Annotated in this window: 21 protein-coding genes and 1 pseudogene; 14 read left to right on the plus strand and 8 right to left on the minus strand. The window is 71.3% G+C overall.

Annotation, left to right across the window (positions count from 1 at the left end):
* The first annotated feature begins 95 nt into the window (after nt 1-95).
* The 7 genes from VSH64_RS24050 (at nt 96) to VSH64_RS24080 (ending at nt 7,629) form a co-directional block, all read left to right on the plus strand.
* Nucleotides 96-848, plus strand: coding sequence for an IclR family transcriptional regulator domain-containing protein (locus tag VSH64_RS24050; RefSeq protein WP_326564924.1), 753 nt, complete (start codon nt 96-98; stop codon nt 846-848).
* 81 nt (nt 849-929) lie between these two features.
* Nucleotides 930-1,937: a LacI family DNA-binding transcriptional regulator gene (locus VSH64_RS24055; RefSeq protein ID WP_326564925.1), complete on the plus strand. Its 1,008-nt coding sequence runs from the start codon at nt 930-932 to the stop codon at nt 1,935-1,937.
* 116 nt (nt 1,938-2,053) lie between these two features.
* A complete protein-coding gene (locus tag VSH64_RS24060) occupies nt 2,054-3,445 on the plus strand; it encodes an ABC transporter substrate-binding protein (protein ID WP_326564926.1) in 1,392 nt (463 codons plus the stop codon).
* Nucleotides 3,423-4,391 (plus strand): carbohydrate ABC transporter permease, encoded by a 969-nt coding sequence (locus VSH64_RS24065; RefSeq protein WP_326564927.1) that lies wholly within the window; start codon nt 3,423-3,425, stop codon nt 4,389-4,391. Before VSH64_RS24060 ends, VSH64_RS24065 begins: the two co-directional genes overlap by 23 nt.
* A gap of 10 nt (nt 4,392-4,401) precedes the next feature.
* A complete protein-coding gene (locus VSH64_RS24070; protein WP_326564928.1) occupies nt 4,402-5,319 on the plus strand; it encodes a carbohydrate ABC transporter permease in 918 nt (305 codons plus the stop codon).
* Between the two features lie 45 nt (nt 5,320-5,364).
* Entirely contained in the window at nt 5,365-6,942 is a 1,578-nt protein-coding gene (locus VSH64_RS24075; RefSeq protein WP_407655688.1) for a glycoside hydrolase family 13 protein, read from the plus strand.
* A 117-nt stretch (nt 6,943-7,059) separates the two neighbouring features.
* A complete protein-coding gene (locus VSH64_RS24080) occupies nt 7,060-7,629 on the plus strand; it encodes a dihydrofolate reductase family protein (RefSeq protein WP_326564930.1) in 570 nt (189 codons plus the stop codon).
* A 68-nt stretch (nt 7,630-7,697) separates the two neighbouring features.
* On the opposite strand, the gene VSH64_RS24085 is transcribed toward VSH64_RS24080, so the two are convergent.
* A complete protein-coding gene (locus VSH64_RS24085) occupies nt 7,698-8,999 on the minus strand; it encodes an LVIVD repeat-containing protein (RefSeq protein ID WP_326838021.1) in 1,302 nt (433 codons plus the stop codon).
* Nucleotides 9,000-9,132: 133 nt separating this feature from the next.
* Here VSH64_RS24085 and VSH64_RS24090 point away from each other — a divergent pair, with 133 nt between their 5' ends.
* Nucleotides 9,133-10,590 carry an ABC transporter substrate-binding protein gene (locus VSH64_RS24090; protein ID WP_326564931.1) on the plus strand — a complete coding sequence of 486 codons (1,458 nt, stop codon included), beginning with the start codon at nt 9,133-9,135 and terminating at the stop codon, nt 10,588-10,590.
* A 6-nt stretch (nt 10,591-10,596) separates the two neighbouring features.
* On the opposite strand, the gene VSH64_RS24095 is transcribed toward VSH64_RS24090, so the two are convergent.
* Complete coding sequence (locus VSH64_RS24095; protein WP_326564932.1) at nt 10,597-11,466, minus strand: LysR family transcriptional regulator; 870 nt, start codon at nt 11,464-11,466, stop codon at nt 10,597-10,599.
* A gap of 71 nt (nt 11,467-11,537) precedes the next feature.
* On the opposite strand from VSH64_RS24095, the gene VSH64_RS24100 reads away from it, so the two are divergent.
* The gene (locus VSH64_RS24100) at nt 11,538-12,557 is read left to right on the plus strand and encodes an SDR family oxidoreductase (RefSeq protein WP_326564933.1); all 1,020 of its coding nucleotides are present in this window, start codon (nt 11,538-11,540) and stop codon (nt 12,555-12,557) included.
* Here the strand turns inward: VSH64_RS24100 and VSH64_RS24105 are convergent.
* Nucleotides 12,541-13,278, minus strand: coding sequence for an SDR family oxidoreductase (locus tag VSH64_RS24105; RefSeq protein ID WP_326564934.1), 738 nt, complete (start codon nt 13,276-13,278; stop codon nt 12,541-12,543). The genes VSH64_RS24100 and VSH64_RS24105 overlap by 17 nt on opposite strands.
* An 81-nt stretch (nt 13,279-13,359) precedes the next feature.
* Between VSH64_RS24105 and VSH64_RS24110 the strand changes: the two genes are divergently transcribed.
* A complete protein-coding gene (locus VSH64_RS24110) occupies nt 13,360-13,992 on the plus strand; it encodes a class I SAM-dependent methyltransferase (RefSeq protein ID WP_326564935.1) in 633 nt (210 codons plus the stop codon).
* An 87-nt stretch (nt 13,993-14,079) separates the two neighbouring features.
* Nucleotides 14,080-14,697 (plus strand): class I SAM-dependent methyltransferase, encoded by a 618-nt coding sequence (locus VSH64_RS24115; RefSeq protein ID WP_326564936.1) that lies wholly within the window; start codon nt 14,080-14,082, stop codon nt 14,695-14,697.
* Between the two features lie 19 nt (nt 14,698-14,716).
* Here the strand turns inward: VSH64_RS24115 and VSH64_RS24120 are convergent, their stop codons facing one another.
* Nucleotides 14,717-16,606 (minus strand): S8 family peptidase, encoded by a 1,890-nt coding sequence (locus VSH64_RS24120; RefSeq protein WP_326564937.1) that lies wholly within the window; start codon nt 16,604-16,606, stop codon nt 14,717-14,719.
* A 173-nt stretch (nt 16,607-16,779) separates the two neighbouring features.
* On the opposite strand from VSH64_RS24120, the gene VSH64_RS24125 reads away from it, so the two are divergent.
* Complete coding sequence (locus VSH64_RS24125; RefSeq protein WP_326564938.1) at nt 16,780-17,211, plus strand: GNAT family N-acetyltransferase; 432 nt, start codon at nt 16,780-16,782, stop codon at nt 17,209-17,211.
* 66 nt (nt 17,212-17,277) lie between these two features.
* On the opposite strand, the gene lpdA is transcribed toward VSH64_RS24125, so the two are convergent.
* From lpdA to pip, 4 genes and pseudogenes are all read right to left on the minus strand, one after another.
* Nucleotides 17,278-18,663 carry a dihydrolipoyl dehydrogenase gene (gene lpdA / locus VSH64_RS24130; RefSeq protein ID WP_326564939.1) on the minus strand — a complete coding sequence of 462 codons (1,386 nt, stop codon included), beginning with the start codon at nt 18,661-18,663 and terminating at the stop codon, nt 17,278-17,280.
* Between the two features lie 62 nt (nt 18,664-18,725).
* The gene (locus VSH64_RS24135) at nt 18,726-19,514 is read right to left on the minus strand and encodes a lysophospholipid acyltransferase family protein (protein ID WP_326564940.1); all 789 of its coding nucleotides are present in this window, start codon (nt 19,512-19,514) and stop codon (nt 18,726-18,728) included.
* Nucleotides 19,515-19,577: 63 nt separating this feature from the next.
* Nucleotides 19,578-19,982: a nitroreductase family deazaflavin-dependent oxidoreductase gene (locus VSH64_RS48615; RefSeq protein WP_456062103.1), complete on the minus strand. Its 405-nt coding sequence runs from the start codon at nt 19,980-19,982 to the stop codon at nt 19,578-19,580.
* A gap of 63 nt (nt 19,983-20,045) precedes the next feature.
* Nucleotides 20,046-20,984: pseudogene (pip, locus tag VSH64_RS24140) on the minus strand (prolyl aminopeptidase); the annotation flags it as partial.
* A gap of 37 nt (nt 20,985-21,021) precedes the next feature.
* Here pip and VSH64_RS24145 point away from each other — a divergent pair.
* Complete coding sequence (locus VSH64_RS24145; RefSeq protein ID WP_326564942.1) at nt 21,022-22,074, plus strand: LacI family DNA-binding transcriptional regulator; 1,053 nt, start codon at nt 21,022-21,024, stop codon at nt 22,072-22,074.
* 64 nt (nt 22,075-22,138) lie between these two features.
* A complete protein-coding gene (locus VSH64_RS24150; protein WP_326564943.1) occupies nt 22,139-22,822 on the plus strand; it encodes a response regulator transcription factor in 684 nt (227 codons plus the stop codon).
* The last annotated feature ends 1 nt before the right edge of the window (nt 22,823 follow it).

Consider the following 22,823-nt stretch of genomic DNA (forward strand, 5'->3'; position numbering starts at 1 on the left):
TCGAATAACGAACGTAGTTTCACTTGCCGAACACATTGAAGGCAGGCGACGGCCTGTCGTCAAGTCCCGGAGCCATGCGAACCGTGGGGAGAGCCGTGCCCGCAGCCGAAGGAATGGCAGGTCTGGCCAAAGGTCTGGCGATCCTCGAGCTCTTCGGCGAGGCCACGCCGAAGCTCGCGATCAGCGACGCGGCGCGCCTCACCGGCCTCAACCGCGCCGTGGCCCGCCGCTGCCTGCTCACACTCGTGGACCTCGGCTACCTCACCCACGACGGCAAGCACTTCCTGCCCACGCCGCGCCTCCTGCGCCTGGGCGACGCGTACGTCGAGTCCACGGCGCTGCCACAACTCGCCCAGCCGCACCTGGCCGCGGTGCGCGAGCACGTGCAGGAGTCGGCGTCACTGGCCGTGCTGCAGAACAACGAAGCGCTGTTCATCGCCCGCAGCGAGGTGAAGCGGATCCTGAACACCGGCGTCCGCATCGGCGCGAGCGTGCCCGCGTACACCTCGGCGACCGGGCACGTGCTCCTCGCCGCACTGTCCACGGAGGACTTCGCGGCCTACCTCGAACGCTGCGAGCCGCGCGCCCGAACCCCGAAGACCCCGGTGACCCCCGCCGACATCCGCCGGCGCGTGGACCTCGCCCGCGAGGAAGGCGCGGCGTTCACCGACGAGGAGCTCGAGTTCGGCCTGCGCTCACTCGCCGTGCCGGTGCTCGACTCCCGCGGCCGCACCGTCGCCGCGATGTCGGTGAGCGCCACCGCCGGGCGCATCTCGATGACCCAGCTGCGCGAGGAGTTCCTGCCGGTGCTGCGCGAACAGGCGGAACAGCTGGGGCGCAAACTCTGACGGCGAGTGGTGGCGCAGCGTGGCAGAGCCTTCGCGTGCTGCAGTCGAGAATTTGCGACGCATTGCAGTAAAGTTTCAGCCATGACGCGTCGACTTGCCGAAGTGGCCCGACAGGTGGGGGTCAGCGAAGCCACGGTCAGCCGGGTGCTCAACGGCCGGCCCGGGGTTTCCGCGAGCACCCGGGCCGCCGTTCTCACCGCGCTGGACGTGATGGGCTACGAGCGCCCCACGCAGCTGCGCGGGGAGCGGGCCCGCCTGGTGGGGCTGGTGCTGCCCGAGCTGCAGAACCCCATTTTCCCCGCGCTCGCCGAGATCATGGGCAACGCACTGGCCCAGCAGGGGTTCACGCCCGTGCTGTGCACGCGCACGGCCGGCGGGGTGTCCGAAGCCGAGTACGTGGAGCTGCTGCTGCAGCAACAGGTGTCGGGGGTGGTGTTCGCCGGCGGGCTGTTCGCGCAGGCCGACGCCGTGCACACGCACTACCACCACCTCGCCGAACGCAAGCTGCCGACGGTGCTGATCAACGCGGCCGTGGACCACCTCGGGCTGCCGCAGGTCTCGTGCGACGACGCGGTGGCCGTGGAGCAGGCCGTGGGCCACCTCAGCTCGCTCGGCCACGAGAAGATCGGTCTGGTCCTGGGCCCGGTCGACCACGTGCCCTCGCAGCGCAAGCTCGCGGCGTTCCGCTCGTACGCGGCCAAGCTCGGACTGCCGGTGCTCGACGAATTGGTGGAGCACGGCATGTTCTCCATCGAGGGCGGCCACGCCGCGGCCGCGCGCCTGTACCCGCGCGGCGCCACCGCCGTGCTGTGCGCGAGCGACCTGCTGGCGCTCGGTGCGATCCGCGCGGCGCGGCGCCAGGGCCTCGACGTGCCGGGCGACATTTCCGTGGTCGGCTACGACGACTCCGCGCTCATGAACTGCACCGACCCGCCGCTCACCACCACGCGCCAGCCGATCGAGGCGATGGGCCGCGCGGTGGTGGAGCTGCTCGTGAAGCGGATCAACGGCGGCGAGGTCGCCCCCGAGGAGCTGCTGTTCGCCCCCGAGCTCGTGGTGAGGGGGTCGACCGCGCGGCACCGGTCTTGATCTCTGCCTGTTCGTAACTTGCAAATCCTCGTCGGGTTCTTGCGGCATTCTGGTCTCACACTTTAGAGTGACCGCCATCACGACACAGCCGTCGCGACCGCGAGAAGAGGCTTGAGATGAGCAGTCCCTGGTCCCGATCAGCGAGGTCCAGCCGCACTCCCCGCACCGTGCTCGCCCTGCTCACCGCGGGCGGCCTGGCCGTGAGCCTCGCCGCGTGCGGCGGCGGCTCCGAAGGCGGTGACGCCGGCGGAAAGGTGCAGATCACCGTCACCGGGCAGCCGCCGACCACCCAACCGTTCGAGCGCAAGGTGTTCGACGCCGACGTCGCCGAGTTCGAGAAGGCGCACCCGGACGTGGACATCGTGCCCCACGAGGGGTTCATGGACCCCAAGACGTTTTCCGCCAAGCTCGCCGGCGGCCAGCTCGAAGACGTGTACTACGTGTACTTCACGGATCCGGCGCAGATCATCGCCCGGCACCAGGCGGCCGACATCACGGAAGCGGCGAAGAGCATGCCGCACATCAATGACATCCAGCCGCAACTCCTGAACAACTTCCGTGACGCGAGCGGCAAGCTCTACGGCCTGCCGACCGCGAACTACACCATGGGCCTGGTCTACAACCGCAAGCTGTTCCAGCAGGCCGGCCTCGACCCCGACAAGCCGCCGGCCACCTGGGACGAGGTGCGCGCCGACGCGAAGAAGATCTCCGCGCTGGGCAACGGGATCGTCGGGTACGCCGACTACAGCAAGAACAACCAGGGCGGCTGGCACCTGACCGGCTGGCTCTACTCGATGGGCGGCGACATCGCGCGCAAGGACGGCGACAAGTGGGTCGCCGACTTCGACAACGACAAGGGCCGCGCCGCGCTGAACTACCTGCACGCCATGCGCTGGGACGACAACTCCATGGGCAGCAAGCAGCTGCTGCAGGACGTGGACGTGCAGCGGATGATGGGCGCGGGCCAGCTCGGCATGTACATGGCCGCGCCGGACAACGTGCCGGTGCTGGTGAAACAGTTCAACGGCAAGTACGAGGACTACGGAATCGCCGGCATGCCCGGCACACAGGGCACGCTGCTCGGCGGCGAGGGCTACATGATCAACCCGAAGGCGTCGGCCGCGAAGATCAAGGCCGGCCTCGAGTGGATCCAGTGGAAGTACCTCAATCCCGACCGCTTCGACGCGCACGTGAAGCAGTACGCCGACGGCAAACAGCCGGTGGGCCTGCCCACCGAGCCCACGCCGGACATCTGGCAGGGCGCCGTGCGTGACCAGCAGCTGGCCGTGAAGAAGAAGTACGCCAACGTGCCCGCGGAGAACTACCAGTCCTACGTGGACACCGCGGCGAAGATCAAGGGCAGCATCGAACCGCCCAACGCGCAGCAGATCTACGCGGCGCTCGACAGCGTGATGCAGGCCGTGCTCACCGACCGCAACGCCAACGTGGACCAGCTGCTGTCCTCGGCGTCGTCGAAGGTCAACAGTGTCCTCGCCCAAGTCCGGTAACCTCCTCGACTGGCCCGCGGTCACGCCGCGGGCCGGTCGCCCGGCCACCTCGGCCGAAGACCACCGGCGCGCCCGGCTCAAGCGGCGCATCCGCGAGAACCTCACCGCCTACGCGCTGCTGTGCGCCGCGCTCGTGGTGTTCGCGCTGTTCTCCTGGTACCCCATCGTGCGCGGGGTGCTGCTGAGCTTCCAGCAGGTCGACTTCGTGAACCCGCCGACGTGGGTGGGGCTGGACAACTTCGTGCGGCTCTTCCAGGACCCGCTGTTCGGGGTCGCGTGGCGCAACACGCTGCTGTTCACCGGGTTCGCGCTCGTCTTCGGTTTCCTGGTCCCGTTCCTGGCCGCGGTGCTGCTCAACGAGCTGCGCCACGCGCGGGCGTACTTCCGGCTCGCGGTGTACCTGCCGGTGATGCTGCCGCCGGTGGTCACCGCGCTGATGTGGAAGTGGTTCTACGACCCGGGGCCGGGGTTGTTCAACTCGGCGTTGACCTCCGTGGGCCTGCCGGGCCTGCAGTGGCTGGACTCCTCGACCACGGCGATGCTGTCGCTGGTGTTCGTGTCCACCTGGGCCAACATGGGCAGCACCACGCTGATCTACCTGGCGGCGCTGCAGACGATCCCGGGTGAGCTGTACGAGGCCGCCGAGCTCGACGGCGCCGGGCTGTGGCGGCGGCTGCGGCACGTGACGTTCCCGCAGACGCGGTTCGTGCTGCTGGTGCTCCTGCTGCTGCAGATCGTGGCGACCATGCAGGTGTTCACCGAGCCGTACGTGATGACCGGCGGTGGCCCGGACGACTCGACGGTGACCGTGCTGCTCCTGCTCTACCGGTATGCCTTCGTGTACAACGACTTCGGCTCGGCCAGCGCGATGAGCCTGCTGCTGTTCGTGGCACTGGGCGTGTTCTCGGCGATGTACGTGCGGCTCACCCGGCGCGCGGACGACTAGGAGGCCTGCGATGACCACTGCTTTGCCGCGCAAGGGGAAACGCTCCTCAGTCCCTTCCGGACGGACGCTGGTCTCCCCCTCGCAGCTGCGCACCGGCGGCGGGAAGACCGTGTACGTGATCGTGTTCGCCTGCACGTTCGTGCTGTTCACGCTGGCGTTCCTGTTCCCGCTCTACTGGGCGGTCACGGGGGCGATGAAGTCGCCGGCCGAGCTGGCGCAGACGCCGGCGACCATCGTGCCGCGCGAGTGGCACCCCGAGTCGTTCACCGAGGCGTGGGACCAGATGGACCTCGGGAAGTACTTCCTCAACACGGTGATCGTGGCCGGTGGCGCGTGGCTGGTGCAGCTCGCGGTGGACGTGCCGGCCGCGTTCGCGCTGTCGAAGCTGCGGCCGAAGTTCGGCAACGTGGTGCTCGGGCTCATGCTCGTGACGCTGATGTTGCCGGCCGCGGCGCTGCTCGTGCCCACGTACGTGACGGTGACCGACCTGCCGCTGCTGCACCTGAACCTGATCAACTCCCCCACCGCGATCTGGCTGCCGGCCGCGGCCAACGCGTTCAACATCTACCTGCTCAAACGGTTTTTCGACCAGATCCCCGACGAGCTCGTGGAAGCCGCGCGCCTCGACGGCGCCGGCCCGGTGCGCACGCTGTGGCAGATCATCCTGCCGATCTCGCGGCCGATCCTCGCCGTGGTCTCGATCCTCACGATCGTGGCCGCGTGGAAGGACTTCATCTGGCCGCTGCTGGTGTTCCCCGACACCGGCAAGCAGACGCTGAGCGTGATGCTGCAGCGGGTGGCGATCGACATGCCGCTGAACCTGCTGGTGGCCGGCATGGTGCTGGCGAGCGTGCCGCTGATCGTGCTGTTCCTCGTGTTCCAGCGCCAGATCCTCGCCGGGCTCACCGCCGGCTCGATCAAGGGCTGAGCACTGTCCGCAAAGAACTACTGGGAGGACTACGCAGTGACCGAACTGTCTTCGGCTTGGTGGCGCGGCGCGGCGATCTACCAGGTGTACATCCGCAGCTTCGCCGACGGAAACGGCGACGGCGTCGGTGATCTCGCCGGCGTGCGGGCCCGCCTGGAGCACCTGGAACGGCTCGGCGTCGACGCCATCTGGTTCACGCCCTGGTACCCGTCGCCGATGGACGACGGCGGCTACGACGTGGCCGACTTCCGCGACATCGAGCCGCTCTTCGGCACGCTCGCCGAGGCCGAGGCGCTCATCGCCGAGGCCCACGAGCGCGGCATCCGGGTGATCATCGACATCGTGCCGAACCACTGCTCCGACGAGCACCGGTGGTTCCAGGCCGCGCTGGCGGCCGGGCCGGGATCGGTTGAGCGCCAACGGTTCTGGTTCCGGCCCGGCCGCGGCGTGGACGGCGCCGAACCGCCGAACAACTGGAAGTCGCGCTTCGGCGGGCCGGCGTGGACCCGCGTCGAGGACGGTGAGTGGTACCTGCACCTCTACAGCTCGCGCCAGCCCGACTTCAACTGGGACAACGCCGACATCCGCGCCGAGTTCGAGGACGTGCTGCGATTCTGGTTCGACCGCGGGGTCGACGGGTTCCGCATCGACGTCGCCGACGGGCTCGTGAAGGACCCCGCGCTGCCGGACGTGGCCGACGGCGACGAGACGCCGTTCTCCGATCAGGAGGGGCTGCACGAGATCTACCGGTCGTGGCGCAAGATCGCCGACTCGTACGCGGGCGAGCGCGTGCTCGTCGGCGAGATGTGGCTGCCGGACATGTCGCGGGCCGCGCGGTACCTGCGGCGCGACGAGCTGCACTCGGCGTTCAACTTCGACTTCCTGGTGTGCCCGTGGGACGCCGCGCGCTTCCGCGACGTCATCTCGCGCACGCTGCGGGCCCACGAGGAGGTGGGCGCGCCCGCCGCGTGGGTGCTGTCGAACCACGACGTGACCCGGCACGTCACCCGCTACGGCCGCGCGGGCGACACCGGCTTCTCCTTCGCCGACCGCCACCACGGCACGCCGGTGTCCCTGGAGCTGGGCACGCGGCGGGCTCGCGCGGCGGCGCTGCTCACGCTGGCACTGCCGGGCGGCGTGTACGTGTACCAGGGCGAAGAGCTGGGGTTGTGGGAGGTCGAGGACCTCCCGGCTCAGCTGCGGCAGGACCCGGTGTGGGCGCGCACGGACGGCGCCGACCCCGGTCGCGACGGCTGCCGGGTGCCGCTGCCGTGGTCCGGTACCGAGGCACCGTTCGGCTTCGGGGCGGGTACGCCGTGGCTGCCGCAGCCCGCGGCGTGGGCCGCGTACACGGCCGAGGCTGAGGAAGCGGACCCGGCGTCGATGCTGGCGCTGTACCGCCAGGGGCTGGCGCTGCGGACTTCACTGGGTTCGGCGGCGGTGTCGTGGCTGGACCTCGGGGACGGCGTGCTGGCGTTTTCGCGGGAGCCGGGGTTCGTGTTCGTGCTGAACTTCTCGGCTACAGCGGTGGCCTTGCCCGAGCACTCATCGATGGCGCTGACCAGCGGAGACCTGGTCGACGGGAAGCTGCCGACGGACACGGCGGTGTGGCTCAGGCGGTGACCTCCGCGGCCCCGTCCGGAAGGGTTTTTCGGACGGGGCCGATTTTTCTTCCGCGGTCGTGTCGAACGGCGTGGAGTGGATTCGTGGGTTGGGCAAGGACCACTCAAGGAGGACACCATGACCGCCACGTACACCTTCGACGTTTTCTCCAGCCTCGACGGCTTCGGCGCGCACACCGGCGACTGGGGCGGCTACTGGGGCAAGCAGGGCCCTGAGCTGCTCGAACGCCGCTTCGGGCTGTACGAGCAGCCCCAGCGCATGGTCTTCGGCGCCACCACCTTCCGCGACTTCGCGGAGATGTTCACCTCGCTCGACCCGGACGTCTTCGACCCGTGGGTCGCCCGCATGCGCGCCCTGCCCACCACCGTCGTGTCCAGCACCCTGCACTCGCCGCTCGACTGGCCCGACGCGACGGTGGCCGCCGGCGACGCCGTGGACGTGGTGGCGCGGCTGAAGAAGGAATCCGACGTACCGCTGCGCTCCCACGGCAGCCTGGCCGTGAACCGCGCGCTGATGGCCGCCGGCCTGGTCGATCGCGTGCAGCTCACGATCTTCCCGGCCCTCACCGGCGCGACCGGCGCGGCGCGCCTGTTCGAGGGCGCCGAGGACTTCGACCTGGAACTGCTGGAAAGCCGGACGCTGGACGGCAACACGATGGAACTGATCTACCGCCCGACGCGGCACTGACGTGCGACGGTGCGGCCGTGCGACCACCGGACCCCGGGGACGCCGCTGCCCCGGGGTTCGGCCCTGCGTCACGCCGTGAGCTTCAGGATGTCCACGCCGCGCGTGTTGTCGGCGACGTAGGCGTAGCCGTCGTGCCAGTACGGGGCCCACGAGGCCGCGTCCGCGGGGCGGTAGTAGGCGATCTGGCGCGGGTTGGTCGGGTCGCTGACGTCGAGGAAGCGCGTGCCCTGGGAGTAGAAGGACTGGACGAGCACGTGGCCGCGCAGGTCGAAGTAGTGGGCGGAGCAGTCGTCGGAGAGCGGGTCGCTGCCTTCCTGGCCGGCGACGCTCCAGGTGCCCACCGAGGACAGCCGGAACGGGTCCGCGGGGGTCGAGCGCCAGCCTTCGCCGTGGTAGGAGCCCGAGAGGTCGGAGATGGTGAGCACGCCGTCGCCCGCGCAGCCGTCGAGGAAGCTCTCCTCGGTGGCGTACACGAGGTCATGGCCGCGCCAGGCGCCGGCGTCGGCCGGGCCGACCGGGTGGAAGCTGTTGTGCAGGAACTTCGACGGGGCGGCGGTTTCGTCGACGCCGCCGCCGGCGTACGGGATCGGCTCGAGCGCGGTGGCGCGGTGGATGCCGCCGCGCACGGGGTCGCGGTGCAGGCCGCTCGTCCAGTAGCCGCGCACACCGCCACGGCCCGACACCCAGGCCACGCCGGCGCTGTCGACCTGGACGTCGTGGACGTAGTCGGTCTGGCCGTCGTTGCGGGCGAGCTCGATGGGGTCCGGGTGGACGACGGGGTGGCGCGGGTTGCGCACGTCGGTGACCCAGATCGGGCGGCCGCCCCAGTCGGCGGGCTGGTCGTCGGCCTTCGCGGGGCCGCCGGTCCAGAGGTAGCGGCAGCCGTCGACGCAGCTGGTGGTGTGGCCGGCCGGCACGCGCACGTAACTGAGGATCGTGGGCTTCTCCGGGCGCGAGACGTCGACGACGTAGATGCCCGACTCGCCGGTGTGCGTGTTGCCCTCGAACGCGCGCGGGTCCCGCGAGAGGAAGACCAGCTTGCGCTGGGCATCGACCTCGGTGTCCTCGGTTTCCCACAGCCCGGGCAGGCTCAACTGGCCGACGGCCTTCGGTGCGGCGGGGTTCTTCGTGAGGTCGTAGACCTTCAGGCCGAATTCGCCGGACACCACCATCACGTCGCGGTGGCCGATCTGCAGGAAGTTGGCCGAGATGGCGCCCGCCGCGTCGGGCAGGTTGCCGACCGCGCGCACGCCCTTCACCGCGCCCGGGTCGCCGGCGGTGTGTCGGGCCAGCGCGGCGGGTTTGTCGTCCTCACCGCACGCGGCGGCGGGCAGGCCGGTCGCGACGAGTGTCGCGGCGACGGTGGTCAGGGCCAAGCAAGAGCGAACCCACCAACGGCGCACACGAACCTCCCAGAACGCCCAGCGTGACCGTTGCACTCTAAGACGGTGACCAACCGGACACAACCGCCTTTCGTTGCTTTCCGCCTGGTATTAAGACTCCATGCGCCTGCCCGCCGCCCTGCTCGCCGCCGTGGTGGCGTTGTCCGCGCTCGCCGGCTGTTCGTCCGACGAACCGGCCCGCCCCGGCGTGGTCACGGTCGGCCTGCAGGAGCCGGGCACGCTGCTGCCCGCCGACGTCGACGACCAGGCCGGCCGCCTCGTCACCGGCGCGCTGTGGACCCCGCTCGCCGACTACGACCCGGTCACCGGCAAGCTCACGCCGCGCGCCGCGGCGTCGATCACGAGCCCGGACCGCGTCACCTGGACCGTGAAGCTGCGCCCGGGCCTGACCTTCCACGACGGCACCCCGGTCACCGCGAAGTCCTATGTGGACACCTGGCGGGCCATCGCCGGCGAGAACTGGAAGACCACCCCGGTACTCACGAAGTCGTTGCGGGCGAAACAGATCACCGCTCCCGATCCGACGACGATCCGGCTGGTGCTCGACCGGCCCAGCAGCCAGGTGCCCGCGTGGCTCTCGGCGCCCGGGCTCGTGCCGATGCCCGCTTCGGTGCTCGCGTCGCGGGACTGGAACGCCTTCGCCGGCCACCCCGTCGGCGACGGCCCCTTCCGCCTCGCCGACGGCTGGGCCCCCGGCACCGGCGGCACCCTCGTGCGCGTGACCCCGGCCGAGGGCAAGGCCACCGAGGTCGACCTGCACGTGGGCGACCCGGTGGAGCAGTACGACGCCGTGCGCGACGGCTCGCTCGACCTCGTCACCTCCGTCGCCGGCGACCGCCACGAGGCCATGCACACCGACTTCCCCGACCGCCACACCACCTGGCCCCTCCCGGAGGCCGGGTACCTCGTGTTCCCCACCGGCGACCCGCGCTTCGCCGACGCCGCCGTGCGCCACGCCTTCGCCCTGGCCATCGACCGCGCCGCCCTCGAAGCCGGCCCGCTGGCCCACCAGGTCGACCCCGCCCGCGCCCTCCTCCCGCCCGCCGACGCCCCCGGCGAACGCACCGGCACCTGCCGCCCCTGCACCTTCGACGCGGCCGCCGCGAAGTCCCTGCTCGCGCAGTCGGGCTTCACCGGCCCGACGACGGTGTACTTCGACCCCGGCTCAGGAACGTGGACTCGTCCGCTGGCTTCGGGTTTGGCCTCGGCGCTGGGCGTGCCGGTGACGGCGGCGCAGCGGCCCAACGGCCAGGCGTCCGGTCCGTCCACTGTGGATGTCAAGCCCGCGTCGGCCAGCCCGGCCGATCTGTTGTCGGCGCTGGCTTCGGCGGCCGGCTACACCGACGAAGGGTTCCGGCAGGACCTCGCCGCGGCGGAGGCGGCCGGGTCGGCGGCGGAAGCGGGGCAGTTGTACCGCGTGGCGGAGAACCAGCTGCTGCGCGACCTGCCGGTGGCTCCACTGTGGACTGGACACGGGCACGCGGTGTGGTCACCGCGGCTGCACGACGTCCGGGCTTCGGCGTTCTCAGGGATCGACTTGGCGGGCCTTTCCGTCTGAGCCGCGTCAGGGGCGCGCGTGCCGCGCGAGGACCTCGACGAACCCCCTGGTCAGGGGATCGGGCTCCGGCCGGCTGTACGCCGTGAGCACCCGGCGCACCGGCTTCGCCGGCCGCAGCACCCGGCCTTCGAACCCCGGGGGCAGCACGTTGGCCGGCACCAGCGCCGGCCCGAGACCGGCCGCCGCCAGGATCGGCGCGGTCGCCGTCTGCTCGGTGCGCACCGCCGCGCGCGGCCGGAATCCGGCCTCGGCGCACGCGGCGTCGAGGACCTCGGCGAGCCCGTGGCCGGGCGCGTAGTGCACCCAGGCGCACTCGGCGAGGGTGGCCAGGTCGACGGTGGTGTCGCGGTGCTCGTCGTCCGCGGGCAGGACGACCACGAACTCCTCCGTCCCCAGCTCCGTCACCGGCCCTTCCCAGCCCGCGGGCGCCGGCCCGATCGCGACGTCCGCCTCACCCGCGGCCATCGCGTCGCGCAGCTCGTCGGCGTGGCGGTGCTCGAACAACTGCACGTCGACCGCCGGGTGCTCACGCCGCCACACCCGCAGCGCGGCCGGCAGCACCCCGAGGCTGACCGAGTAGACCGTGGCGACGAGCAGCTCACCCGCCATGAGCCCGGAGGCCTGCCGCGCGGCGCACCGCGCGCGTTCGGCGTCGGCGAGGGCCGCGCGGGCGTGGGGAAGCATGGCGCGGCCCATCGGCGTGAGCCGCACCGCGCGCGGCAACCGTTCCAGCAGCGGCCCGCCCACGTGCTGCTCCAGCGCGCGGACCTGGTGCGACAGCGCGGGTTGCGTCACGTGGAGCTGCTCGGCCGCCCGCGTGAACGAGCCGGTGTCCACCACCGTCACGAGGTACTCCAGCTGGCGCAGGCTCGTCATAAACCCAGTTTATCGCCGACCTGAAAAGTATGCCTTGGACTCATGGTGCCCGGTCGCCGCAGGATCGAAGCATGACCACACCGCGGAAGGCCCTCGTCGCCGGCGCCAACGGCATCATCGGCCGCTCCCTCACCGACCACCTGCGCACCCTCGACGGCTGGGACGTCCTGGGCCTCTCCCGCCGGGGTGGGCCCGGCTCGCTCGCCGTCGACCTGCTCGACCCGGCCGCCACCCGCGCCGCCCTCGCCGACCACCGCGACGTGACGCACCTGTTCTACGCGGCCTACCAGGACCGCCCGACGTGGGCCGAACTCGTCGCACCGAACCTCGCCATGCTCGAAAACCTCGTCGACGGTCTCGAGGGCAGCAGTCTCCAGCACGTGAGCCTCATGCAGGGTTACAAGGTCTACGGCGCGCACCTCGGCCCGTTCAAAACACCCGCGCGCGAGTCGGACGCCGGGCACCTGCCGCCGGAGTTCAACGTCGACCAGCAGCAGTTCCTGGAGCGCCGCAGCCCCGGCTGGTCGGCCATCCGGCCCTCGGTGGTCGGCGGTTCGACGCTGGGCAACCCGATGAACCTCGCGCTGGTGATCGCGGTGTACGCGTCGATCTCGAAGGAACTCGGGCTGCCGCTGCGTTTCCCCGGCAAACCCGGCGCCTACGACAGCCTGTTCGAAATGACCGACGCCGGCCTCCTCGCGCAAGCCACCGTCTGGGCCGCCACCTCCACCCGCAACGAGGCCTACAACATCGCCAACGGCGACCTGTTCCGCTGGCGCGAGCTGTGGCCGAAGCTGGCCGCGTACTTCGAACTGGACACAGCACCACCGCTGCCCCTGTCCCTCACGACGGTGATGGCGGACAAGGAACCGCTGTGGTCGCGGATGTCGGCGAAGTACGACCTCAAGGCTTCCTACCGGGACGTCTCCGCGTGGCCGTTCGGGGACTTCGTGTTCTCCTGGGACTACGACATGTTCGCGGACACGTCGAAGGCGCGGCGAGCCGGCTTTCACTCCTATGTGGACACCGAGAAGATGTTCTACCGGCTGTTCGACGAGTTTCGCCGCGACGGGGTCATCCCCGCCCGATGAACGGCATCCGCGTGGCCATCACCGTCAGGAACTGCACGTTCGCGTCCAGTGGCAAGCCGGCCATGTACAACACCGCGTCGGCCACGTGGCCGACGTCGAAGGTGGGCTCCGCGAGCACGCGGCCGTCCGCCTGGGGGATGCCCGCGGACATGCGGTCGGTCATCTCCGTGGCGGCGTTGCCGATGTCGATCTGTCCACACGCGACGTTCCAGGCGCGCCCGTCCAGGGAGATCGACTTCGTGAGGCCCGTGACGGCGTGCTTGGTCGCCGTGTAGGCCACGGAAGCGGGACGGGGCGCGTGGGCGGAAATGGAGCCGTTGTTGATGATCCGCCCGCCCATCGGGTCCTGGTCCTTCATGAGCCGCACGGCGTGCTGGGCGCACAGGAACATGCCGGTGAGGTTCGTGTCGAGCACGCGGCGCCACGCGTCGAGCGACAGGTCCGCGACGGTGCCGCCCGCGGAGACGCCGGCGTTGTTCACCAGCAGGTCGAGCCGGCCCCAGGTGTCGTGCACCGCGGCGAAGAGGGCGGCGACCGAGTCGGGGGAGGCGACGTCCGTGGGCACGACCAGGGCTTCGGCGTGGCTGCCCGCCGTCTCCTGCAGAGCTTCGGCCCGGCGGCCGGCGAGGGCGACGCGGTAGCCGGCGTCGAGCAGGGCGCGCGAGACCCCACGGCCGATGCCCGAACCCGCCCCGGTCACGACCGCGGTCTTGCTGTCCATGCGCGAAACGCTGCCACACCATCCGGGCCACCACAATCCACGTCGTGGACGCGGGCGCGCGACCGGGGCAGACTTGCGGAAATGGGACCACGAGACACTCTGCTCGCCGGGCTGGCGCGGCAGCTCGGCCACCCCAGCGGGCTGCCCGGCCGCGCCGTCGGGCGGCTGCTGAACCGCGCCAACCGCGGCAACGTCACCGCCGCCGTCGAGGCGCTCGAGCTGAAACCCGGCGAAACCGCCCTCGACATCGGCTTCGGCGGTGGCCTGGGCCTCGACCGGCTGCTGCGCGGCGCGGCCGGCGGCACGGTGCACGGCGTCGACATCTCCGACACCATGATCGCCAAGGCCCGCGCTGCCTTCCCGGAGAACATCGCCGCCGGCCGCCTGCGCCTGCACCGCGGCACGATGACCGCGCTGCCCCTGGAAGACGCCTCGATGGACGCCGTGATCACGCTCAACACGGTGTACTTCATCGAGGACCTCACCCAGGCGTTCGCGGAGGTCACCCGCGTGCTCACGCCGGGTGGCCGCTTCGTCCTCGGCATCGGCGATCCCGAAGCCATGGCCGCCATGCCCTTCACCGGCCACGGCTTCCGGCTGCGCCCCGTGGCGGAGGTCGAGACCGCGCTCGGCGACGCCGGCCTGAACCTCACCCGCCACGAACGCGTCGGCGAAGGCGACCGGGCCTTCCACCTGCTGATCACGAGCCGGTAGCCGTCCGCGCTCTCGCTGCTGCCCGGCCGTCACACACCTGGTCGAAGCGGTGGACGTGGTGCGAGGGTCGCCAAGAAACTCGGCGGCATGCGACTACCGAGACCACTGCTCATCGTGCTGGCACGCCAACTCGGCCACCCCCGCGGGGTCCTCGGCCGGGTGCTCGCGACCGGACTCAACCGGCGCAACCGCGGCATGACGCGCGCCGCCGTGGAAGCGCTGGATTTGCGGCCCGACGAGACGGCGGCCGACCTCGGTTTCGGCGGCGGTCTGGGCCTGCGCCTGATGCTGGGCGCGGGCGCGACCGTGCACGGCGTGGAAATCTCCGACACGATGCTGGCCCGCGCGCGCACCACGTTCGCCGGACACGCCCGCCTCCGGCTGCACCGCGGCACGCTGACCGCGCTGCCCCTGCCCACCGCCTCGACCCACGCCGTGCTCACCATGAACACGATCTACTTCGTCGACGACCTGCCCGCCGCGTTGTCCGAAGTCGCGCGCGTGCTGGTGCCCGGCGGGCGCTTCGTGCTCGGCGTCGGCGACCCCGAGTTCATGGCCGCCACCGCCGTGATCGGCCACGGCACCTTCCACCTGCGCCCGCTCGCGGACGTGGAAAAGGCCCTGGCCGACGCCGGTCTCACCGTGCACCGCCGCGAGTACGTCGGCGCCGAGACCCCCACCCACTTGTTCGTCGCCGGCAAGTGAGCGGGGACCCCGCCGCGGCTCAGCTCCGCGGCACGCCCAACGCCGCCAACGCCGGGCCCGCCATGATCACGCCGGCGCCCGTCACCGGGTCGTAGCCCGGCGCGCCCAGGTCGAGCGCGCTCGACACCAACGCCGAGCGGATCTCCGCGGTCGTCGCGGTGGGCTTGCCCGAAAGCAGCAGCGCCGCGATGGCCGCGGCGTGCGGGGCGGCCGCCGAGGTGCCGTAGAAGGGCTGGAAGCCGGGCACGGAGGTGGCCACGCCGTCGGCCGCCGTGAGGTCCGGCTTCGCCCGCACCACACCGCCGGTGGCCGAGACGTTGCCGGGCGTCAGCGCGGTGCCGTCGGGGTTGTAGAACAGGCGGCGCTGGCCGTCGGAGGTGAAGCGCTCCCACTTGCTCGCCGAGGTGAACAGGCCGGGGTACGGGCCGGCCGGGTTCGCCGGGTCGCCGGCTTCGAGCGGGCGGCTGAAGGCCGTGGCCGCCGGCGCCGCGGCCACGCTGAAGGCGGCCGCCGCGGAGGAGTGGCCCGAGGTCACGCCGGCGGTGCTGAAGGCCTTGAGCGAACCGGAAGCCACGAACCGGCCGCGGATCACGTTCAGCGCGAGGAACCGGTCGGCGCCGCTGTACTTGACCACGGCGACGCGGTAGCCCGAGCCGGTGGTGGGCACCGACGCGATCTCGTACGGGTTCTGCGACCCGGTCTGCGGGTTGTCGCTCGAGGACACGACGCTGCCGGAAGCGTTGAGGATGAACAGGTCGTAGTCGTTGCCCGACTTGCCCCACGGGTCCGACCAGAACAGCGTGACCGGTTTGCCGAGCGAGCCCGCCGAGAGCGGGTCGGAGGTCTGCGTGGCCGTGCCCGGGTCGAAGTCGTGCGGGGTGCCGGTGATGCCCGGCAGCGTGGTGGCCGAAGCGCGGAAGTCGCCTTCGTAGTAGCCGCTGGTGCCGTCGGTGAGGTTGCCGGAGTTGCCGGCGGAGGAGAAGTAGAGCGCACCCGCGGCGGTCACGTCGTTCACGGCCTGCGCCACCTGCGTGTCCTGGAACGGCGACTCGTCGAAGTACGCGACGTCGTCCACGATCACCGTGCACTTGCCGGTGGTCCGCAGCGCGCGGATGTTGGCGGCGAAGCTCGCTTCGCTGGTGAACGCCGTGGCGAACCCGAGCGTGGCGCCCGGTGCGAGGTCGTGGACGATCTCCAGCATCGCCGTGCCCTCGTCGCCGCTGCCGGCCTGGCCCGCCAGCACGTCGACGGCCGGCAGCTCCCCCGCCGACTGCGACTTCGCCAGCGAGTTCACGCCGTCGGACAGCACGCACACCTTGATCCCGGAACCGGTCACGCCGTACTGCGCGCGGGCGGTGTCGGCGCCGTGCGCCTTGTCCCCTTCGGACACCTGCGTCACCGCCTGTGCCACCAGCGCGCGCTTCGAATCCTGCTCGCGCCACGTCATGGCCTGCGCGGCCGGCGCGACGCCCGCGACGTCACCCCGCGCCGCGATCCGGTCCACCGCGGCGAGCGGCAGGTCCGCGCGCACCGCGCCACCGGGCGAGGCGTAGCGGACGGTGCCGCCGGCCGCCCGAACGGCCTGGACCACCGCGGTACCGGCGGCGCCGGTGATGTCGACCGAGACCGAGCCACCGGACACCGGCAGCCCCGTGCGGTAGTCCGGCAGCAGCGCCGCGAGCCCGCGATCGGCCCGCAGCCGCTTCTCGATCACCAGCCGGCTGTCCTGCTTGCGCTCGGCGGGCGTGAGCGACTTCTTGATGCCCTGCAACGCACTGATCCCGGACTCGGTCCGGCGGGCGGCCGCGTCCGGCCCGGCCGGCTGCGCGTTCGCCACCCCGGCGCCCAGCAGCAGCACCCCCACTGCCAACGGCACCGACCGAGTGGCGGCCCGGCTGAATCTGCGCATCGGCTCTCTCCCTGCCTCGCCCGCTCCACCGGCGGTAGTCAGACGAATCTAGAGAGTCACCACCGCGCGGTACACCGACAAAAGTTTGAATCGTCCGGTGTGTCCCGTCCTGGGACGCGCCGGTCAGCGTAACCGTCCGTCACCCGACCGGGGAACCGCTAGCGTTCACAGCCATGCCGGACCTCGACCGCGCGGTGCCCGCCGACGCGCCCGCGCTGACCGCGCTCGTGCACGCCTCTTCGGCCTACGCCGGCGCGTACGCCTCGATCCTCGACGGCTACTCGGTCACGCCCGAATACGTTGCGGCACACCACGTTTTCCTCGCCCGGTCCCCCGCCGGCCCCCTCGGGTTCGCCGCGCTCGCCGGCGCCGAGCTCGACCTGCTCTTCGTGGCCGACGCCGCGCAGGGCACCGGCCTGGGCGCGCGGCTCGTGGCCCGCGTCCTCGACGAGGCCCGCGCGCTGGGCCTCCCCGCGGTCCGCGTGGTCGCCCATCCCCCGGCCGCAGGCTTCTACGAGCGGATGGGCGCCCGCCGCACCGGAACCGTGCCGCCGCGACCACCGAGGGTCACGTGGGAGCGACCCGAGCTCATGTTCGGCCTCTGACACACCGACCCGGGACAGCACGGCGCCGGACCGTCCGCAGTGGACGATCCGGCGCCGGGAGAAACCTCAGAAGTTGATCATGTGGCCGGCCAGGCCGTGGATCGCTTCCTTCACCGCCTCGCCCAGGGTCGGGTGGGCGTGCACGTTGCGGGCCACCTCGTGCACCGTCAGGTCCCACTGCTGCGCCAGCGTGAGCTCCGGCAGCAGCTCGGTCACGTCGGGGCCGATGAGGTGCGCACCGAGGATCTCGCCGTACTTGGCGTCGCTGAGGATCTTGACGAAGCCGCCCGGGTCGCCGAGGCCGTGGGCCTTGCCGTTGGCCGTGAAGGGGAACTTGGCGACCTGCACGTCGTAGCCCTTTTCGCGGGCCTGGGCCTCGGTCCAGCCGAAGCTGGCGATCTGCGGCTGGCAGTAGGTCGCGCGCGGGATCATCACGAAGTCGAGCTCCATGGTCTCCGCGCCGGCGATGGTCTCGGCCGCCACGATGCCCATGGACTCCGACGCGTGGGCCAGCATCAGCTTCGCGGTCACGTCGCCGATCGCGAACAGGTGCGGCACGTTGGTGCGCCCGCGCCCGTCCACCGCGATCGCGCCGCGCTCGGTGAGCTCGACGCCGGTGTTCTCCAGGCCGTAGCCCTTCACGTTGGGCGCGAACCCGATGGCCTGCAGCACCTTGTCGGCCTCGAGCACGTCCTGCTTGCCGTCCTTCGACACCGTGACGCGTACTTTGGCGCCCGAGTCGTCGATGGCCTCGACCTTCGTGCCGGTGAGCACCTTGATGCCGAGCTTGCGGTAGCGCTTGGCCAGCTCCGCCGACACCTCCGCGTCCTCGAGCGGCACCATGCGGTCGAGGTACTCGACGATGGTCACGTCCACGCCGTAGTTGCGCAGCACGTACGCGAACTCCACCCCGATCGCGCCGGCGCCCGCGATCACGATGCTGTCGGGCACCTCGCTCTCGAGGATCTGTGCCTCGTACGTCACCACGCGGTCGCTGCGCGACGTGCCGGGCAGCAGCCGCGCGGTGGCGCCGGTGGCGATCACGCAGTGGTCGAACGTGATGCGCTCACCGTTGACCTCGAGCGTGTGGTCGTCCACGAACGTGCCGTGGCCGTCGTACTCCGTGATCTTGTTCTTCTTCATCAGGAAGTGCACGCCCTTGACGCGGCCGTCCGCGACCTTGCGGCTGCGCTCGTAGGCGGCCGAGTAGTCGAAGCGGATCTCGCCGTCGGAGGAGATGCCGTAGGTGGCGGCTTCTTCCTTCACGGTGTGGGCGAGCTCGGCGTTGCGCAGCAGCGCCTTCGACGGGATGCAGCCGACGTTGAGGCAGACCCCGCCCCAGTACTTCTCCTCGACGACCGCCGCGCTCAGCCCGAGCTGCGTGGCGCGGATGGCGGCCACGTAGCCGCCGACCCCGGCCCCCAGGACCACGACGTCATAGTGTGCACTCATACCTTCCAAATTACCCCGAACGGGCCACGAAGGCGGGGTGACGGTGCTCGCCCCGCACCCGGTCAGCGAGGGTCGGGAACGGGCGGTGTTTCGCCCCGCAGATCGGCCAGCAGCTCCGTGATCGCCCGCATGATCCGCGCGGTCGCTTCCTCGAGCACTTCCCGGGTCAGCTCGGCGTCACGCAGGTCCGCGAGGTCCACCGGCGGCCCCGCCACCAGCGACACGGTCTTGCGCGGCACCCCGTGCGGCAGCCAGGCCCCGGGCGGCAGCAGATGGTGTGTGCCCCAGTTGGCCACGGGCACCACCGGCACGCCGGTTTCCAGCGCGATCCGGGCCGCGCCGGTCTTGCCCTTCATCGGCCAGCCTGCCGGGTCCGACGAGAAGGTCGCCTCGGGGAAGATCGTCACGCACTCGCCCGCGGCCACGGACTTCACGGCGTCGCGGTAGGCGTCCGACGCCGTGGCCGCACCCCGGTACACCGGGATGTGCTTGCCCGAGCGCATCACCGAGCCGACCACCGGGAGGTCCCACAGGCTCGACTTGGCCAGGTACCGCGGCACGCGTCCGGCGGCGAGGCAGAACGCCGTGAGCGTGGTCGGGTCGGCGAACGACAGGTGGTTCGAGGCCACCAGCACCCCGCCCGAGGCCGGGATGTGGCGCGAGCCCCGCACGCGGAAGCGGCTGAACAGCACCAGGAACTGCCAGACCACCTCGATCGCGAAGCTGTACCAGGCACCACGGCCGGCGCGGGCGAAGCGCCGGCCGTAGGCCTCCATCTGGCGAAAAGTGAGCAGCTCCCCCTCGTGCTCGAGCGGGGTCCAGCGGTCACGCGTCCGGTTTCGCAGGGCCATGAGCGTAATTCGTAGCCGAAGACCACCCGGCTCGGTGGCCCAGGGGCCCGGACGCGGCGTGGATCACACCCGCTCGAGGACCACCACGGGGATCTCGCGGTCGGTCTTCTTCGCGTACTCGTTGTAGTCCGGCCACACCTCGGCGAGCTTGTCCCACAGCTTGGCGCGCTCGTCGCCGGACACCGTGCGGGCCCGCGCCGTGAACTTGTCGGCCAGCACCTGCACACCCACCTCGGGGTTGGCCTCCAGGTTGAGGTACCAGCCCGGGTGCTTCGGCGCGCCGCCCTTGGAGGCGACGATCACGGGGTTGCCGTCCACCTCCTGGTAGATCAGCGCGAACTTGCGGTCCTCGCCGCTCTTGCGGCCCTTGGTGGTCAGGACCAGCGTCGGCACACCCGGCTTCCACTCGTGGCCGACCTCGCCGTCGGTCTCCTCGTAGCGGCGGACGTGCTCGTCACCGAAAAGCATCCGTGTCTGTCCTCTCAGATCGTCGAACTCGTGCTCGCCCCAGCGTGCCGCGAACCGGTCGGTGGTGCTGATCAGCTCGTGCAGGATCCGGGGCTCGTCGAAGGCGTGCCCGGCGTCGGAGATCATCTTCAGCTCCGCTCCGGGCAGTACCTGCGCCAGCTCCCACGCCGTGGTGGCGGGGGTGACCACGTCGTACCTTCCCTGCACGAGAACGCACGGGATGCCCGCGAGCTTCCCGGCCTCGCGGATCAGCTGGTCCTCGGCCAGCCAGCCGCCGTGGCGGAAGTAGTGGTTCTCGATCCGCGCGATGGCGAGCGCGAACTCCGGTTCGGTGAACGCCGACACCACTTCCTCCTGCGGCGTGTACTTCACCGTCTCGCCCTCCCACCGGCTCCACGCGATCGCCGCCGGGCCGTGCACTTCCGGGTCGGGGTGGTGCAGCAGCTCGTGGTAGACCTCCACGAGGTTCTCGCTGCGCCGCGCGTACGGCACCGGCGCGAGGAACCGCGACCACGCTTCGGGGAACAGGCACGCGGCGCCGCCGCCGAAGAGCCACTGGATCTCTTTCACGCGCAGGGTCGCCACCCCGCGTAGCACGAGTTCGCTCACACGGTGCGGGTGCTGCTCGGCGTACGCGAGGGCAAGCACGCTGCCCCAGGACCCACCGAAGAGCTGCCACCGGTCGATGCCGCGGTCGGTGCGCAGCAGTTCCAGGTCGGCCACGAGGTGCCAGGTGGTGTTCACCGAGAGATCGGCCTCGGCCGTGCTGCCGTGGGGGGTGCTGCGCCCGCATCCGCGCTGGTCGAAGAGCACGATCCGGTACCGCTCGGGGTCGAACAGCCGCCGGTGCCGCGCCGACGCGCCGCCGCCGGGACCGCCGTGCAGGAACGCCACCGGCTTGCCCGCGGGGTTCCCGCACTCCTCCCAGTAGATTACGTTGCCATCGCCCACCGGCAGCATCCCGTGGTCGTAGGGTTCGATTTCCGGGTACAGACCGAGCATGGGGCCACTATGCCCGAGGAACCACCATGGAGGAGCGATGAAGTCCGGGCCACACGTGACCCTGGCCGACGTGGCACAAAGCGCCGACGTGTCACTTGCCACGGCGTCGCGGGTGCTCAACGGCACCGCGTCCGTCCGCACCGACTTGCGCGACCGCGTGATGTCGGCCGCGAGTGAGCTCGCGTACGCACCGAACGCACACGCGCAGGCACTCGCCGGAGGGACACATCGGACGGTCGGGGTGATCTGTCACGATGTGTCCGATCCGTACTTCTCCGCGGTCGCCGGCGGCGTGATGAAGGTCGCCAACGGCAACGGCCTGCTCGTGATGCTGGCCGACACGTTCCGCGACCCCGACCGGGAAGTGGCGTACGTCTCGGCGCTGCGGGCGCAGCGCGCGTCGGCGATCGTGCTGATCGGGTCGGCGTTCGAGGACCGCTCGTGGGAACGCGCGATGGCGGCCGAGCTCGACCCGTACCGCCGCGTGGGCGGCCAGGTCGCGGCCGTGAGCCGGCACCGCGGCCTGAAGGTCGATACCGTGCTGCCCGACAACCGCGGCGGCGCGGCCGCGCTGGCGAAGGCGCTGGTGGGACTGGGGCACAAGCGGTTCGCCGTGCTGGCCGGGCCCGCGCGGCTCACCACGGTGTGCGACCGGGTCGACGGTTTCGCCGAAGAACTCGCCGCCCACGGCGTGCCGCTGTCCGACGAAGACGTGCTCGAAACCACGTTCGACCGCGACGGCGGCTACGAAGCGGCGAAGCGCCTGTTGGAGCGGCCGAAGCGCCGGCGGCCGACGTGCGTGTTCGCTGTCACAGACCTGATGGCGATCGGCGCGCTGGCCGCGTTCCGCGAGGCCGGGGTGTCGGTGCCGGGCGAGGTGTCGGTGGCCGGATTCGACAACATCCCCGTGGTGCGCGACCTCACGCCGGCCCTCACGACCGTGGCGCTTCCCCTGGAACAGCTGGGAGAACGCGCGATGGACCTGGCGCTCAAGGCCTCGGGCACGCGGCCGCGCACGGTGCGCCTGGGCGCCGAGGTGGTGCTGCGCGAGAGCACCGCCCGACCGAAGCGCCCGCACCGTCCTTTGTAGACGCCGAGGGGGTTCGCCGATTTCCCCGTCCCGATCGGGGCGGGGTGTTGGTTAGGCTGCCCCCGTGGCCAAGGTGCTGGTGGTGGAGGACGACGCGACGATCGGCGGCGTCCTGGAGTCGTCGCTCGCCCGCCACGGCCACGAGGTGCGCTGGTGCCGCGACGGCCGCAGCGCGCTGGCCGAGCCCGGGGCCGAGCTGGTGCTGCTCGACCTGGGCCTGCCGGACCTCGACGGCGTGGACGTGTGCCGCCGCCTGCGCACGAGCATGCCGGGCGCGGTGGTGGTGATCCTCACCGCGCGGGCCGACGAGATGGACGTGGTCGTGGGCCTCGACGCGGGCGCCGACGACTACCTCACCAAACCCATCCGCCTCGGCGAGCTGCTCGCGCGCGTGCGCGCGCACCTGCGCCGCGGCGCGCCGTCGAACCCGGCCGAGCCGGTGGTCACCATCGGCTCGCTCGTGGTCGACGCGGCCGGCCGGCGCGCGGCCATCGGCGGCCGCGAGGTGGACCTGCGGGCGCGCGAGTTCGACCTGCTGGCCCGCCTGGCCGAGCAGCCGGGCGTGGCGGTGAGCCGCGAGCGGCTGATGGCCGACGTCTGGGACGGCTACACGCAGGGCTCCACGAAAACCCTCGACGTGCACATCGCGGCCCTGCGCCGCAAGCTCTCGGAGGCCGCGCCCGACCCGGCCGACGTGCCGCGCATCGCGACCCTGCGCGGCCACGGCTACCGCCTGGAAGAGGCCTAGC

This window comes from Amycolatopsis rhabdoformis (assembly GCF_035918295.1).
In the GTDB taxonomy this organism is placed as follows: Bacteria; Actinomycetota; Actinomycetes; order Mycobacteriales; family Pseudonocardiaceae; genus Amycolatopsis; species Amycolatopsis rhabdoformis.

What these genes read in the sequence shown, in the direction of transcription:
- VSH64_RS24090 (WP_326564931.1), top strand. Translation starts at nt 9,133, where the DNA reads ATGCGCCTGCCCGCCGCCCTGCTCGCCGCCGTGGTGGCGTTGTCCGCG.
- VSH64_RS24120 (WP_326564937.1), bottom strand. Translation starts at nt 16,606, where the DNA reads ATGCGCAGATTCAGCCGGGCCGCCACTCGGTCGGTGCCGTTGGCAGTG.
- VSH64_RS24080 (WP_326564930.1), top strand. Translation starts at nt 7,060, where the DNA reads ATGACCGCCACGTACACCTTCGACGTTTTCTCCAGCCTCGACGGCTTC.
- VSH64_RS24115 (WP_326564936.1), top strand. Translation starts at nt 14,080, where the DNA reads ATGCGACTACCGAGACCACTGCTCATCGTGCTGGCACGCCAACTCGGC.
- VSH64_RS24110 (WP_326564935.1), top strand. Translation starts at nt 13,360, where the DNA reads ATGGGACCACGAGACACTCTGCTCGCCGGGCTGGCGCGGCAGCTCGGC.
- VSH64_RS48615 (WP_456062103.1), bottom strand. Translation starts at nt 19,982, where the DNA reads ATGCTTTTCGGTGACGAGCACGTCCGCCGCTACGAGGAGACCGACGGC.
- VSH64_RS24095 (WP_326564932.1), bottom strand. Translation starts at nt 11,466, where the DNA reads ATGACGAGCCTGCGCCAGCTGGAGTACCTCGTGACGGTGGTGGACACC.
- VSH64_RS24055 (WP_326564925.1), top strand. Translation starts at nt 930, where the DNA reads ATGACGCGTCGACTTGCCGAAGTGGCCCGACAGGTGGGGGTCAGCGAA.
- VSH64_RS24135 (WP_326564940.1), bottom strand. Translation starts at nt 19,514, where the DNA reads ATGGCCCTGCGAAACCGGACGCGTGACCGCTGGACCCCGCTCGAGCAC.
- VSH64_RS24105 (WP_326564934.1), bottom strand. Translation starts at nt 13,278, where the DNA reads ATGGACAGCAAGACCGCGGTCGTGACCGGGGCGGGTTCGGGCATCGGC.
- VSH64_RS24070 (WP_326564928.1), top strand. Translation starts at nt 4,402, where the DNA reads ATGACCACTGCTTTGCCGCGCAAGGGGAAACGCTCCTCAGTCCCTTCC.
- VSH64_RS24145 (WP_326564942.1), top strand. Translation starts at nt 21,022, where the DNA reads ATGAAGTCCGGGCCACACGTGACCCTGGCCGACGTGGCACAAAGCGCC.
- lpdA (WP_326564939.1), bottom strand. Translation starts at nt 18,663, where the DNA reads ATGAGTGCACACTATGACGTCGTGGTCCTGGGGGCCGGGGTCGGCGGC.
- VSH64_RS24060 (WP_326564926.1), top strand. Translation starts at nt 2,054, where the DNA reads ATGAGCAGTCCCTGGTCCCGATCAGCGAGGTCCAGCCGCACTCCCCGC.
- VSH64_RS24125 (WP_326564938.1), top strand. Translation starts at nt 16,780, where the DNA reads ATGCCGGACCTCGACCGCGCGGTGCCCGCCGACGCGCCCGCGCTGACC.
- VSH64_RS24100 (WP_326564933.1), top strand. Translation starts at nt 11,538, where the DNA reads ATGACCACACCGCGGAAGGCCCTCGTCGCCGGCGCCAACGGCATCATC.